Annotated in this window: 13 protein-coding genes; 4 read left to right on the forward strand and 9 right to left on the reverse strand. The window is 33.4% G+C overall.

Annotated elements, in window-relative coordinates:
- Nucleotides 1–10 precede the first annotated feature (10 nt).
- Complete coding sequence (locus tag EDB96_RS16025; protein ID WP_134141899.1) at nt 11–1,396, reverse strand: TolC family protein; 1,386 nt, start codon at nt 1,394–1,396, stop codon at nt 11–13.
- Between the two features lie 175 nt (nt 1,397–1,571).
- Between EDB96_RS16025 and EDB96_RS16030 the strand changes: the two genes are divergently transcribed.
- The 4 genes from EDB96_RS16030 (at nt 1,572) to EDB96_RS16045 (ending at nt 4,431) form a co-directional block, all read left to right on the forward strand.
- On the forward strand, nt 1,572–2,609 hold the full coding sequence (locus EDB96_RS16030) for a sensor histidine kinase (RefSeq protein WP_134141901.1): 1,038 nt from the start codon (nt 1,572–1,574) through the stop codon (nt 2,607–2,609).
- Entirely contained in the window at nt 2,606–3,310 is a 705-nt protein-coding gene (locus tag EDB96_RS16035; RefSeq protein WP_134141903.1) for a LytR/AlgR family response regulator transcription factor, read from the forward strand. Before EDB96_RS16030 ends, EDB96_RS16035 begins: the two co-directional genes overlap by 4 nt.
- A gap of 135 nt (nt 3,311–3,445) precedes the next feature.
- The gene (locus EDB96_RS16040) at nt 3,446–3,919 is read left to right on the forward strand and encodes a PepSY-like domain-containing protein (RefSeq protein WP_134141905.1); all 474 of its coding nucleotides are present in this window, start codon (nt 3,446–3,448) and stop codon (nt 3,917–3,919) included.
- A gap of 59 nt (nt 3,920–3,978) precedes the next feature.
- Nucleotides 3,979–4,431, forward strand: a complete 453-nt coding sequence (locus tag EDB96_RS16045) for a hypothetical protein (protein WP_134141907.1) — start codon at nt 3,979–3,981, stop codon at nt 4,429–4,431.
- Between the two features lie 216 nt (nt 4,432–4,647).
- On the opposite strand, the gene EDB96_RS16050 is transcribed toward EDB96_RS16045, so the two are convergent.
- The 8 genes from EDB96_RS16050 to EDB96_RS16085 all read right to left on the reverse strand — a co-directional run bounded on the left by EDB96_RS16050 (nt 4,648) and on the right by EDB96_RS16085 (nt 12,842).
- Nucleotides 4,648–5,412, reverse strand: a complete 765-nt coding sequence (locus EDB96_RS16050) for an SDR family oxidoreductase (RefSeq protein ID WP_134141910.1) — start codon at nt 5,410–5,412, stop codon at nt 4,648–4,650.
- Between the two features lie 167 nt (nt 5,413–5,579).
- Nucleotides 5,580–6,305 carry an SDR family oxidoreductase gene (locus EDB96_RS16055; protein ID WP_134141911.1) on the reverse strand — a complete coding sequence of 242 codons (726 nt, stop codon included), beginning with the start codon at nt 6,303–6,305 and terminating at the stop codon, nt 5,580–5,582.
- 309 nt (nt 6,306–6,614) lie between these two features.
- On the reverse strand, nt 6,615–7,538 hold the full coding sequence (locus EDB96_RS16060) for a helix-turn-helix domain-containing protein (protein ID WP_134141912.1): 924 nt from the start codon (nt 7,536–7,538) through the stop codon (nt 6,615–6,617).
- 177 nt (nt 7,539–7,715) lie between these two features.
- On the reverse strand, nt 7,716–8,279 hold the full coding sequence (locus EDB96_RS16065; RefSeq protein ID WP_057116203.1) for a 2'-5' RNA ligase family protein: 564 nt from the start codon (nt 8,277–8,279) through the stop codon (nt 7,716–7,718).
- A gap of 21 nt (nt 8,280–8,300) precedes the next feature.
- A complete protein-coding gene (locus EDB96_RS16070) occupies nt 8,301–9,671 on the reverse strand; it encodes an alginate export family protein (RefSeq protein ID WP_134141913.1) in 1,371 nt (456 codons plus the stop codon).
- A 3-nt stretch (nt 9,672–9,674) separates the two neighbouring features.
- Complete coding sequence (locus tag EDB96_RS16075) at nt 9,675–11,462, reverse strand: amidohydrolase (protein ID WP_134141915.1); 1,788 nt, start codon at nt 11,460–11,462, stop codon at nt 9,675–9,677.
- Nucleotides 11,463–11,612: 150 nt separating this feature from the next.
- A complete protein-coding gene (locus EDB96_RS16080) occupies nt 11,613–12,302 on the reverse strand; it encodes a hydrolase (RefSeq protein WP_134141916.1) in 690 nt (229 codons plus the stop codon).
- A gap of 225 nt (nt 12,303–12,527) precedes the next feature.
- Nucleotides 12,528–12,842, reverse strand: a complete 315-nt coding sequence (locus tag EDB96_RS16085) for a hypothetical protein (protein ID WP_057116199.1) — start codon at nt 12,840–12,842, stop codon at nt 12,528–12,530.
- Nucleotides 12,843–13,487: the final 645 nt, after the last annotated feature.

Here is a 13,487-nt window from a genome sequence, read left to right on the forward strand (position 1 = left end):
TTGGATCTAATTAAAATTCATTTATAAATAAGTCAAAATTGCCCGTTGCAGCAACTTTAAGCAAGAACGACTGCCATACATTATTGTTGACAATATCACGGTCAATTTCCGCACGATTCAAAACATACATTGTTTGTGTTAAATCAGTTAAGTCGGTTAAACCGTTTTTGTATAAAGTCGATTTTTGCAAATAAGCTCTTTTTGCCGCATCAACCTGAATAGGCGCTTCGGCATAATTTTCTAAAGTAATTTTGATCTTATCTTCGGCAAAATTCAGCTGTGATTTTAAATCTCTATCCGCCTGATTGTATTCTTCCTGCAAAGCCTGAGAAACAAATTTCTGAGCGCTGACTTGTTTGCTGGATCTAAACGGCGTGGTTAAATTCCACGTAATTCCAACTCCAATCAAATAGTTTGTACGATCTGGATTTACGCCGTCCCAATAATTTCTGCTGAAAGCATTTTGGTCGGTTGCATAACTATTTTCAAATCCTGAAGCTCTAGTTTGTAAAACACCAAAAGCACTCATTGTTGGGTAATAAAAACGTTTAAACAATTTAACCTGCTGGTTGCTGTAATCAATTCTCGTTTTATAGAATTGCAATAACGGATGCAGACTGTCATTTGCAGCGTTTCCTTTAATTAGTTCTTTTGGAATCTGAGTTACAAAAAGAGTATCGGTAACAAAATCCTGTGGCGCAACACCCATCAAATCAACTAATTTGTTGTTTTGTTCTTTAACGAAATTTCTAGCTAAGTTTAAAGCAATTTTAGCTTTAGAAACTTCTGCAGTTGCTAGTGTAGAATCTACGCCAGCTAATAATCCGTTTTTAACTCTGGCAACAGCTGTCTTTTTGAAAATTTCTGCGCGGTCTAGATTTTTTTGCTGCGAAATCAATAATCTTTGGCTCGCTAATAAATTAAGATAAGCAGCAGAAATTTTGATTTCCTGTTGGAATTTTTCCTGCTCTAAATCTTTTTCTTTGGCCTGAACATCAATCTTAGACAAATTGATTTTTTCTTTCATTTTTCCAAACGTGAAAAAATCCCAGTTCATGTTGACAAGATAAAGCGCGCCAAATGCTGAGTTCCAGTTTTGTTCAGGTAACGGAAGTCCTGATGAAGCAACTCCAAGTCCTCCAAAACCATAAAGCGGTCCGTTTTGTCCGTTTACAGTTCCGTAATCTTGCTGCGCTGACAAATTTAAGTTAGGCAGATAATCACGACGAGATTGTTTTAGAGTCTCTTTTGATGCATTGGTGTAATTGGTTTTTGCTCGGATCGAACCGTAGTTTTCAAGCCCAGTTTTTACTGCTTCTTTTAAAGAAAGGGTTTGAGAGTAACCGATTGAGGCAAAAATCAATAAAAATAAAATGGTAATTTTTTTGAAATACATAAACTCAAGGTGTGATATGAAATGTTTTTTGATGAAACAAATTTATTTCTCTTACGCTGATAAAAGTCAGGTTAAGTGATGTACTGCACTAGTAAATGACGAATTGAATTTGTCATTTTTTGAAAAAATTAATTAAATATTTGTTCGTACTTTGTAACCTATTTCCAAATTAAGAATGAACAAAAAAGTCGATAATATATTGGATAACAAATGGTGGCAGGAGGTTGCTGTTGTCCTTTTTTCATTTACAATTTATACCTTAAAAAATGATTGGATGTTATTTAGTTCATTCATTTCGATTTTAATGGGGGTATTTTTCTATTGTATTTTATACATGCACGCCCAATTTAACCGTTTCTTTCTCCTTCCGATTTTATTCAAAGCAAACAAACCTTTTACGTATATCATATTGACATTGTTTGGCGTTTTTGTATTTTCTGTTGTATTGTACGAAATCACAATGCTGGATATGTTTGCCAAATGTCATTTGTATCAAAACTCGCATCAAAGAAGTTATGCTTACCAATTGGCCAGCGTTCTAGGAACTTTAGTCTGTATTCTGAGTCCGATAATTGTATTTAAATTTTATCGTATTCACAGAAAACAAACCGATGCGGCTTTATTGTTCAATCAAATGCAGTTAAATTCTTTGAAAGGACAATTGAATCCGCATTTTTTGTTCAATACTTTTAATACACTTTACGGAATCAGTCTTCAATTTCCAGACCGAACACCAGATTTGATTATGAAAGTTTCGCAGCTCATGCGTTATCAATTGGAAAGTAACAGTAAACAATGCGTTTCTTTAGAAGACGAATTGGAGTTTATAAACAGTTATGTTCAGCTTGAAAAAGAACGTGTTGGCTATCGCTGTGACATTACATTTGATGCTGATATTGACAACGAAAACGCTTATAAAATTTCGCCAATGCTTTTAATTGCATTTATTGAAAATGCCTTTAAACACGGAACTTGTGCAATTGAAAACTGCTATGTAAAAATTACGATTACGGTAAAAGAAGGATTACTAAATCTGCATGTTACCAATTCGATTCCGAAGAAAAATGATGTGATTTCGACTAAAATCGGCTTAAAAAACACAATCGAACGTTTGAATTTAATTTATGGAAAAGACTATAAATTAGATATTCAAGACCATAAACAGACTTATATTGTTGATTTGGAAATACAACTTAAAAAGTTTGTAGGATGAGAGACGCAAAAAAATGCATTATTGTAGACGACGAACCAGCGGCGCATTATGTTTTGGCGAATTACATCAAACAGAATCCGCAGTTAGAATTGGTTTTTCAGGGTTATAATGGTATTGAAGCAATGAATTATCTTAGAGAAAATACTGTTGATTTGATGTTTTTGGATATTAATATGCCTGAAATCTCTGGAATGGAACTGCTGAAGATTCTTCCAACCCATCCAAAAACTATTTTGACAACCGCTTATTCTGAATTTGCTTTAGAAAGTTACGATTACGGCGTGATTGATTATCTGCTGAAACCGATTTATTTTCCAAGATTTTTAAAAGCAATTGATCGTTTTTTTGCCACAGAAAATGGAAAACAAAAACCAGAAGAAGCTATTAATTCGGTTGATGTAAAAGTCGACGGCTACTTAATGAATATCGAATTGGATCAGCTTTTGTTTGCGCAGAGTTTTGGGAACTATGTAAAACTGCATACAATTAAAAGGACTTATCTGGCATCGATTACAACAACTGAATTTGATAAATGCCTGCCAGAAAAAAGTTTTATGCGTATTCATAAATCGTATATAGTTGCCTTAGATAAAATTGAGGTTACTGAAAAAGATTTTGTGGTGATTAAAAATGAAAAAATTCCAATAGGAATTACTTATAAAAGAGAACTAACCGATAGATTAAAAAAGCTGGAATTATAAATTGATTTCTGTTTAAGTGTTTGTTTTTGGATGATTAATTTGCGTTCGTTAAAAATGTTGTTCACTTCATTTGTTCTTAATTAAAAAGTAGTACTTTTAATACGTTATTTAAAGTTTAATTTAAAAAATGAAGCCATGAAAAACGCGTTTTTGACTTTTACTTTTTTATGCAGCAGTTTTTTAATTGCACAAGAAGGAACGAAAATGAAAAAAGTAGTTACACCTCCAGAAGTTGTGAGACTTGCTTTTGAAAAGGAATATCCGGGTAAAGTGCCGGTTTGGGCCGAAGAATATGTGGGAGATGACAATGATGAAATTCGTTACGAAGCACGATATAATGTAAATAACACAACCAAAGCATTAGCGGTTTACGACAATTTGGGTGCTATGAAAGCTTATGAATTACAAATTCCTTTAAGCCAGCTGCCGCCAAAAGCACAAGCTTATTTAAAGAAAAATTACCCGGCCAAAGCTATTCGCGAAATTGCAGTTGTTGTAGATTATAAAAAAATAACGACCTATGAAGTTGGAATTGAAAAAGACGCCAAATTCTATGATATCCAGTTTGATAAAGACGGTGGTTTTAATGTGATAGTAGAGAAAAATTAATTTTGTAGGAAAATTATCAATATTTGTTTAGTTTTATATTTTTAATTTAAAATCTAAGCATGAGAAAAATTATTTTATTCGCCTTTGTAATTTATAGTAATTTTCTAATTGGCCAAAATGGGATTATAGTGCCGCCAGAAAATATTAGAACAGCTTTTGAAAACCAATATCCGCAAAAGAAACCAGTTTGGGATATTGAATACGGTAAAAATGAAGATATCATTTTTGAAGCAAAATTTAATGAAACAGCAAAAACAATTGCTTTTGCCCGATATGATAAAGAAGGAAATTTTAAAGCTTACAAAACACAAACATTATTAACCAAACTGCCGAAAAAAGCACAAGCTTATCTTAAAGAAAATTATCCTGTTAAGTCTTTGAAACAATTTTTTGCTGTCGTAAATAATTTAAATATAAAAAGTTATGAAGCCGGAGTGGTCAAAGATGCAAAGTTTTACAATGTAGTTTTCGATCAGGACGGTGAATTTTATAAAAGAATCCAAATTAGGTAAACTTCTTACTAATTCAAATATATTTGAAATGACAAACCCGATAAGTTTTTAAAGCTTATCGGGTTTTGTTTTTTATGGGTTAAGAAATTAAAAGTTAAAAGTTAAAAGTTAAAAGTTAAAAGTTAAAATTACCGCTAACCATCCACAATCAACCACTAACCATCAACCATCAACCATTAACCATTAACCATTAACCATCAACAATTAACCATTAACTTAAAGCATCATCCCACCAGAAACTTCAATGCGTTGTGCATTTATCCAGCGAGCTTCTTCAGTACATAAAAAAGCTACGACACCACCAATATCGTCAGGTAAACCAACTCTTCCTAAAGCGGTTACAGAAGCTATTTGTTGGTTCATTTGTTCATTATCGCGAACCACTCCGCCACCAAAATCTGTTTCGATTGCTCCAGGCGCAACAACATTTACTTTGATTTTTCTAGCGCCTAATTCTTTTGCCTGATATTTAGTTAAGGTTTCAATTGCCCCTTTCATTGCAGCATAAGCAGCATAACCAGGGAACGAGAATCTAGCTAAACCTGTAGAAATATTTACGACTCCGCCGCCGTCATTCATTATATTTAATCCTTTTTGGGTTAAGAAAAACGGACCTTTGAACTGAATATTAGTCAATTGATCAAACTCAGCTTCAGTTGTTCCAATGAATGAATTGTGAATTCCGATTCCAGCGTTGTTAACCAAAAAGTCAAATTTATCAGTATTGAAAACACTTTTTAAAGTTGATTCTACTGCTGTAAAAAATGAATCAAAAGTACCAGACTCAGCCACATTTAATTGAAGCGAAGCCGCTCTCTGCCCTAAATTTTCAATTTCTTTCACCACCAAATCAGCTTCTTCTTTTTTACTGTTGTAAGTGATAATTACGTCAATTCCTTTTTTTGCTATTGCAATTGCCATATTTTTTCCTAAACCTCTGCTTCCTCCTGTAACCAGAGCTATTTTTGTATTTACTGCCATTTTTTATAATTGTTAATTTGTGAAATGTGAAATGTAAAATGTTAGTTGTAAGATGTTAGTTGTAAGATGTGAAATGTGGATGTGAAATGTGGATGTGAAATTTTTGTCATGTTTTTTTAAGGTAGGATTCTTTTTTTGCATCTCACATCTCACATTCAACATTTTACTTAATTAGAATGCAAAGCCTCAAATGATGCCTTCAATTCTGGTACACTTGCGTTTAATCTGGTTTCGCTGGTTCCAAAGGTAAGTTCTGTTCTGCCTTCTTTTAGTTGTTCAAAAATAGAAACAATAAAATCGTTTACACTTGGATGTGCGTCGTGTAAACCAACTCCACCCAAATCTGTATTTAGTGCCGGCGGAATAATTTCGATTACTTCGATATTTTTAGCCTTTAATAAATGACGAAGTGAAATCGTAAACGAACGGAAAAACGCTTTTGTAGCGGAATAAACCGGAACTTTTGCAAAAGGGGAAAACGCCAATCCAGAAGTTACATTCATAACTGTTGTCAAAGATTTCAACTCAATAAATAAAGAAGTTAAATGTAAGGGAGCCTCGATATTCGTTGCGATTTCAGCTTTCATACTTTCGTAAAAACCAGCATCTGTAACAGAAATCCATTTTTGAATTCCAGCATTATTGATTAATACGTTTAAGTCCGGATGATTTTCAGAAATCCATTTGTAAAGTTCGATTCTTTCTTCTTCTAAAGATAAATCGCAGACTTTTGTTATCACCGATGGAAATTTTGCTTTTACTTCGTTTAAAACAGATTCTCTTCTGCCGCAGATTATAACGGTATTGTTTTCTTGAATAAATCGTTCAGTAAGTCCAAGTCCGATCCCGCTTGCACCTCCTGTAATTAAAATTTTGTTGTTTGATAAATTCATCTTTTCGATCTTTTAAATTGATAAGACAAAGGTAGGAGCAAAGTAGATTTGGGAATTGTAAATATCAAACCGATGTTTGCGAAATTCAAATCAGATACCTGAAATTTTAAATTTTTTAAATTCCAAAATCCAATTCTCATTTTATGTATTCCTGCGCGAAATCGAAGGACATGAACAGAATATACTCAAAGCATAGTCTTTGCGAGGAACGAAGCAATCTCACTTGCTATAGGTATTCATACTAGTGCGATTGCTTCGTTCCTCACAATGACAAGTATTGCGTCTATTTGTATAATCTAAAATCTAAAATCAAGCTCTAAAAGCCAAAGGCGTCAACGACGTTTGTTTCTTAAAGAAATTAGAAAAATGCGCTAATTCTTCAAAACCAAGTGAATAGGCAATTTCAGAAATATTCCAATCGGTTTGTTTCAAAAGGATTTTAGCTTCGTTTGTTAATCGGCTGCTGATTAATTCTGTTGTGGTTTTTCCAGTGTTTTCCTTTAAAACCTTATTTAAATGATTGACATGAACTGATAGTCTAGATGCAAAATCTTTGGCAGTTCGCAATTCTAATCTTTGATTTGGAGATTCAATTGGGAATTGTCTTTCAAGTAATTCCGCAAATAAAGAAGAAACTCTCGCAGCAGAATTGTGTTTAGAATACAGCGCTGTAATAGGCTGTAATTTTTGTCCGAAGTGAATTAATTCCGCAACATAATTTCGAATTAAATCGTATTTATAGATATAATCAGAATTGATTTCTTTTTGTATTTTGTTGAAAATCAAAGCAACTTCTTCAACTTCTTCATCAGATAATTGAAATATAGGATAACCATCTGAAGCGAAAATCGGAAGTTCGTCCAAATCGATTCCGCTTTTGTTTTTAGATAAAAATTCGCTGGTGAAAACACAAAACTGTCCAGATTGATTGGTGTCCTGCGGTAAATAGTTGTACGGAATTTTTGGCGTTGCAAATAACAATCCCTGTTTTTCTATATCGATTATTTTATCGGCATATTCGGCTCTGTTTTTCCCGCGAATCAAACTTATTTTGTAGTAAGCCCTTCTGTCATAAGGCATTCCAGGCTTTTCTTTCATGCGTTCCAAAAGCTCTTTGATATCAAATACATTAAAATGACCAATTTCTTTTTGAATGTCATTTGGCAATAAGGAGTTAGGTTCTACAGTTGAACCTTCGGTAATATCTTTATAAAATGAATCTAGGGATTTCATATTTTAGAATTGTAAAATTCAAATATACGAAACATTTTTTTTAGTTTTAGGTTTCAGGTTTTTTTAGTTTCATGTTGCTTTGCTTGTGTTTATTTAACCGCAAAGAACGCAAGGTTTTCTCGTAAAGTTCAAAAAGAAAACTTGCGTTCTTTGCGTAAATCTTTGCGAACCTTGCGGTTAAAATAAACTTCCCTGAATTAATTCTGGCTGAGGATTACTGCCAAAAGGAAATATTTCTAAGATAAAATATTGTTTTTTAATCGGATCGAATTCTCTTAGTATAATAGCATCACATAAAAATTCCATGTTAATTGTAGTGAATAAATCACGGGCAATTTTGATGTTTTCAGGCGTTAGATTTCGTCCTATTGAAATATGAGGATCGTCGCTTCTGTCTTTACTGGAAATCAGAAGTGTTTCCTGAATTTTTTTCATCATAGGTTTTAAATTTACTTTAGAATCTTCATTAGGAGATATAAAGAAAGCCCGACTTTCCTCATACGCATCAAAATGATCTAAATAAATTTGTATTGGAATTAAAGTGTCAGCGATTTTAGAAAGCTTTTGTATGAATTTTTCAAGCTGATTTTCACTCGCTTTAAATCCACCAATTGTAATATGTGCTACAGAATTGCAGCTGCCATACCATCCAATTTTATTGAATAATTCTAATTTTAGTTTTTTGATTATCTCAATTCCATCTTGTGAGGGATGAAAAACAACTGAATATTTCTTTTCCATTGCATCAGCTTTTCTGCAAATTTAAAATTTAAACTGAGCAGTCAAAGCTGAATAAAAATAATCTTTTCCTGAGCCAGCTTCTTTTAGGAAAGCTCCGGCATTAAACCAAGCACCTTCAACGGAAAGCGTTAAAAAGGAATTTACGTTATAATCAAAATTAGCGATCAATTGTGTTCCTATAAAACGCTCGGTTGTGTTGTCTCCAGAATATAACAATTGCATGTTTGGAGCATATAAACCGTCATGAATCGAACTTCTCCAGAAAATATCATAGTCTATCCCGAAGCCTAAATTTTTTGTTAGATCGAAAGCAATCGATGGGTGAATGTCAATTAAATTCGCTGGACCTATTAACCCGACCAAGCCAAAATAAGCGCCTTTTGGATATAAGGGATTGAACGTTTGTAATGTATTGTCGCTATTGTTTTTATCTCCAGAAATAAACTCGGTTTTTAAACCAATTTCAGGACTGAATTTTACATTTTCAAAAGTATAAGATGTGTTTGATGAAAGTGTCCATGCTGCAATATTTTGAGCGTTTATTTTTCCAAATTGATACAATCCTTCAAAATCGTATTTCCAGTTTCCTTTTGTTTTCCAAATTCTGGTTCCTATCGAATGTCTTGTTTCTTCACCAACTGCATTATCAAAAACAGCTCGGTTTTTCCATAATCCTAAATAATACAGATCGATATTTTGGATAAAAGGAAATTTATGAATCACCGTATAACTTCCCCAAAGTTTAGCATTGTCATTGAAATCATCATTAAAAACTCCAGGTTTATTAGCAACAGGATGAGAGTAAAAAGCATCTGTCTGCCAGTTATTGTTTTTATAAAATAGTTTTACTCCGTCAAAGGCAATTCGGCTATTTGGTCTTTCGCGAACGCTTACTAAGCGCTGTGAGCCGTAAGCCATTTCTTGTCGACCAACTCTAAGAATTAACTGCTGATTTTTATTTTGAATGAAATCAACATCTAAAAAAGCCTGATGAAAATCCAGTTCGTTCTCATCCACCGGACTTGGATCTATTTTGCTGTTGGCAAGACTGCTTTGGAATTCAACAAAAGTCCTGAATCTGCCAAAATGTATATCGGCATTTAATAAATAACGTGAAAGTAAGTAGCCGTCTCCGCCAGTTGTTTCGTCGCCCCATTTGTCATTAACGGTATAAAAATATTGTTCTCTGATTTCACCGCCAATTGAGGCGTAGTATTTATCGTTTTTACCTAATGGAATATATTTGATTTTCTCGTACCAGTTTTTCGTCGAATCGGGTTTTAGATATTGAAAATCATCCTCATATCGCAGCTTTTGAAAAACTGGTTTTTGTTGTGCATTTGCAGAAAAAAAGATTCCCAAAAGCAACAATAGTAAGAATGTATTTTTCATGATTTAATTTTTTTGGTAACCTCCAAAGTAATTTACCGGACTCCAGTCTGGAATTGCTTTTTGGGTTTGCTTGGCAAAGGTTCTAAAGTCATTATCGGCATATACTACTTTTCCGTTTACGACTGTTAGTTTGGATTCGATGTTAAGTATTTTTTCGTCAGAAGTTGAAAAATAATCGTCGGAAAGAATCGCAAAATCGGCTAGTTTATCTGCAGTCAGCATGCCTCGGTCTTTTTCGATATTGATTAATTCGGCACTTCCGTAAGTAAATAATTTTAAAGCGGTTGTTCTGTCTACGATATTTTCATCATTCATATATTTTAAACCGCCAAGTGTTTTACCAGTAGTTAACCAGTATAAACCAACCCATGGATTATAACTTGCTACGCGGGTTCCGTCAGTTCCCATTCCGACTTTTATTCCCAATTCTAAAATTTTCTTAAGCGGAACTGTATTTGCAGCAGCGGTTTTGCCATATCTTTTGATGAAGCTTTCTCCTTGATACGCCATTCTGTGCTGAATTGCTAATCCGCCATTTAAGGCTTTTATTCGTTTTAAATTTTCTACAGAAACCGTTTCTCCGTGATCAAAGAACCATAAAAGGCCGTTTAAAGGAGTTTCCTTGTTAATGTCTTCGATGACATTTAAAAATCTTGTAATGCTTTCGTTGTAAGTCGCATGTATTCTAAATGGCCATTTGTTTTTTACTAATAGTGATAAAACTTCTTTCAATTGTCCTTCCATCGCTGGGCTTAATTCAGGTCTTGGTTTGTCGAAGTTTTCAAAATCTCCTGCGCTCATAACCAAGTTTTCTCCGGCGCCCTGAACGTGATATTCTACTTTGTCCGAATGATGATCGTCATCACAGCCTTCACCAATTTCAACAGTATTAATCCATTTGGTGTAATCGTTTAATTCGCTTCCTGCTTTTTGTGCAAACAAATAATAAGGCATTCTGATGGTCAAATCACTGTCTTTGCATAAACCGTTTGTTACGCCGTAATCGTCTGGAAAATTTTGAAATCCACCTCCTGCATCCATAATAGCGGTTACGCCAAGACGATTCATTTCGGTCATAAATTGCTTAGTCGAATTAAATTTTTCATCCTGAGTTAATTCTGGAAGTTTGGCAAGAGTAGAGTAGAGGATAAAAGCATTCGGCTCAGCAATTAATAATCCGGTTGGATTTCCGTTAGCATCTTTTTCAATTAATCCCGCATTTGGATTTGGCGTATTAGAATCAATTTTTAATGCTTCTAAACCTGCTTTGTTTAAATAAGCGTGTCCATATAAATGCAGTACAAATGTCGGAACATCGCCGCTTGCTTCATTAATTTCGGCCAAAGTTGGCAGTCTTTTTTCTTCGAACTGGTAAGCATTCCAACCGCCTACAACTCGCACCCATTGTCCTTTTGGAGTTCTTTGTGCTTGTTCTTTCAGCATGGCTAACGCTCTTTTTAAAGATCGCACTCCATCCCAGCGTAATTCAGTATTGTAGAATCTTCCGCCGCGGATAATGTGCATGTGAGAATCAAATATTCCAGGAATAATTACTTTTCCTTTGGCATCGATTATTGTTGTTGCTTTATCTTTTAACTTTAATATTTCACTGTTTTTTCCCGTTTTAAGAATTTTTCCATCAGCAACAGCCATCGCTTCAACGATTGTGTTTTTATTGTCCAGAGTATGAATTACTGCATGATGAACAATTAGTGTGGCTTTTTTGTTTTGCCCGAAAATGGGAAGAGAAATGATTAAAAGAAGGGCTGTTATTTTAGAAATGAGTTTCATGGTTGTGGTATTTAAGTGGTTTTGGAGAGTGGGTTTTAATTAAAAATTGAGAATTAAAAATTAAATTTCAGCTCATCTTCCTGGAAAAATAAACTATAGATTTTAAATATCTTTTAATTTTTAATTCTCAATTTTTAATTTAAAATAAAATTAGTGTTTCAACATTTCGTGAGCATATTGTACGCCTACACCATAAGCACCACCGTATTTTTTAACTAAATCTGTCACAGGTACATAAGTTTCCTGACGACCCCAGTCGCGTTGCAATTCTAATAAATACTGTAATGAAGTTATTGGGTGAGCGCCAGCTTGAACCATACGTGTTACGGCCATTTCGTGCGCTTCTTTAGAAACGTCTCCGCTTGCATCTGTAATTACATAGACATCATAGCCCTCGTTGATTGCTGATAATGCTGGCCCAACGATACAAACACTTGTCCATAATCCGCCAAAAACAATTTTCTTTTTACCTGTTGCAATAATTGCTTTACGTGCAGGAGCATCCTCCCAAGTGTTCATTGTGGTACGATCAATATAGTTTGAAGTTTTTTGCGGGTAGAATTCTTCGATTTCTCTAAAAACAGGTCCGCTGAATGATTTTTCTGCAACTGTTGTTACGATAGTTGGCACTTTGAATATTTTTGATGCTCCAGCAACAAGGGCTGTATTGTTTCTAAGTTGATCGATTGGAATGTTGCTTACTGCAAATGCCATTTGGCTTTCATAATCTACCAGTACCAATGTATGGTTTGTTGGATCTAATAATGCTGGACTTGGCTTTTGAGCGAATCCGATAAATGTAACTAATAATAAAACTGCGGTAAGGATTAATTTTTTCATGATAATTTGATTTTGTTGTGAATAAATGGTTTTTAAAAATTATTTAGTATTTGATTTTCAGTGTATTGCATTCAAATTAAATGCCTTGTTTGTAATGTATTGATTTTAAAAGGTGTTTCAGAAAAGGCAATAGTGATCCTAACGATATATCGTCAATCAAATTGGATATTTCGTGAATGAATTATTTTAAAGCTTTAATGAATTTTAAAAGGAAGATTCTGGCACCTAAATTTTTCCTTTTAGATGTAATCTGTGGAGAATTTCAGATTTTAGTAAACCGCTTCCTCCACCAAAATGTTCAATTACTTCTACATCTGGCTGATGTTTTAAACAAAATGAAGTAAATTCTTTTTCGATATGATCTTCGATTCCGGAACTCAATAGAACAACATCGATTTTGTGATTCTGAAAATATTCTTGAGCCTCTTTCTCATTGTTGAAAGAAACAGCGTTCCAATCTTCATAAGCATTTACAAGGCGAAGTAAAATGGCCAGAATTGCTTCGTTTTTTCCGAGTAATAAGAATTCAAGTGTTTTCATTTTTTTTAAGTTTCTGAGATTCTGAGTGGCTAAGGTTCTAAGTTTTTTTTACTTAAAAAATTAGTTTGGGCAGAACTTCTAATTTACTTTACAAATTTATTTCTTTCGTTTTTGTTTCGACTTAATCTAGAACAAGAAAAGATTTTATGTTTCAAATATTTTTTCTTTGTTTTCTATTTCAGTTTTTGACAGAACTTGTAATTTACTTTGCAAATTTATTGGTTCTTATCTTGCTTCAACTTAATCTAGAACAAGAAAAAAAATTAAGGCTTTCATACCTTTTCTCTTTTTGATTTCAGTTTTTGATTGAACTTATAATTTACATTACAAAGATAATTTAAGAAGAAAAAAACAGCTCTTAATCTAGGACAAGAAAGTGTTTTAAAGTATGATTTCACAATTTTAAAAAAGAAGATGAGTTTGAGTTGTGTAAAAAAAATGTTAAACTTTAAAATTTATTTTATTGATAAACAGTTTGTTAGTTTGTTTTATTGATAAGAAGCGCCTAGCTTTTTCTCAATATGAGGAAAACCGTAAGGTAATTGCTTTTGTGAATTATAACTTTGACATATAGAAATTTGAAACAGTGGCACTCTTTACCTTTTTAGATGTCATTTAGAATTTTTATAAAAAACTGTTTTTGGA

The organism is Flavobacterium sp. S87F.05.LMB.W.Kidney.N (genome assembly GCF_004366435.1).
GTDB lineage: Bacteria > Bacteroidota > Bacteroidia > Flavobacteriales > Flavobacteriaceae > Flavobacterium.

Coding starts and splice junctions, on each gene's coding strand:
- EDB96_RS16025 (WP_134141899.1), bottom strand. CDS start 1,396: ATGTATTTCAAAAAAATTACCATTTTATTTTTATTGATTTTTGCCTCA.
- EDB96_RS16030 (WP_134141901.1), top strand. CDS start 1,572: ATGAACAAAAAAGTCGATAATATATTGGATAACAAATGGTGGCAGGAG.
- EDB96_RS16035 (WP_134141903.1), top strand. CDS start 2,606: ATGAGAGACGCAAAAAAATGCATTATTGTAGACGACGAACCAGCGGCG.
- EDB96_RS16040 (WP_134141905.1), top strand. CDS start 3,446: ATGAAAAACGCGTTTTTGACTTTTACTTTTTTATGCAGCAGTTTTTTA.
- EDB96_RS16045 (WP_134141907.1), top strand. CDS start 3,979: ATGAGAAAAATTATTTTATTCGCCTTTGTAATTTATAGTAATTTTCTA.
- EDB96_RS16050 (WP_134141910.1), bottom strand. CDS start 5,412: ATGGCAGTAAATACAAAAATAGCTCTGGTTACAGGAGGAAGCAGAGGT.
- EDB96_RS16055 (WP_134141911.1), bottom strand. CDS start 6,305: ATGAATTTATCAAACAACAAAATTTTAATTACAGGAGGTGCAAGCGGG.
- EDB96_RS16060 (WP_134141912.1), bottom strand. CDS start 7,538: ATGAAATCCCTAGATTCATTTTATAAAGATATTACCGAAGGTTCAACT.
- EDB96_RS16065 (WP_057116203.1), bottom strand. CDS start 8,279: ATGGAAAAGAAATATTCAGTTGTTTTTCATCCCTCACAAGATGGAATT.
- EDB96_RS16070 (WP_134141913.1), bottom strand. CDS start 9,671: ATGAAAAATACATTCTTACTATTGTTGCTTTTGGGAATCTTTTTTTCT.
- EDB96_RS16075 (WP_134141915.1), bottom strand. CDS start 11,462: ATGAAACTCATTTCTAAAATAACAGCCCTTCTTTTAATCATTTCTCTT.
- EDB96_RS16080 (WP_134141916.1), bottom strand. CDS start 12,302: ATGAAAAAATTAATCCTTACCGCAGTTTTATTATTAGTTACATTTATC.
- EDB96_RS16085 (WP_057116199.1), bottom strand. CDS start 12,842: ATGAAAACACTTGAATTCTTATTACTCGGAAAAAACGAAGCAATTCTG.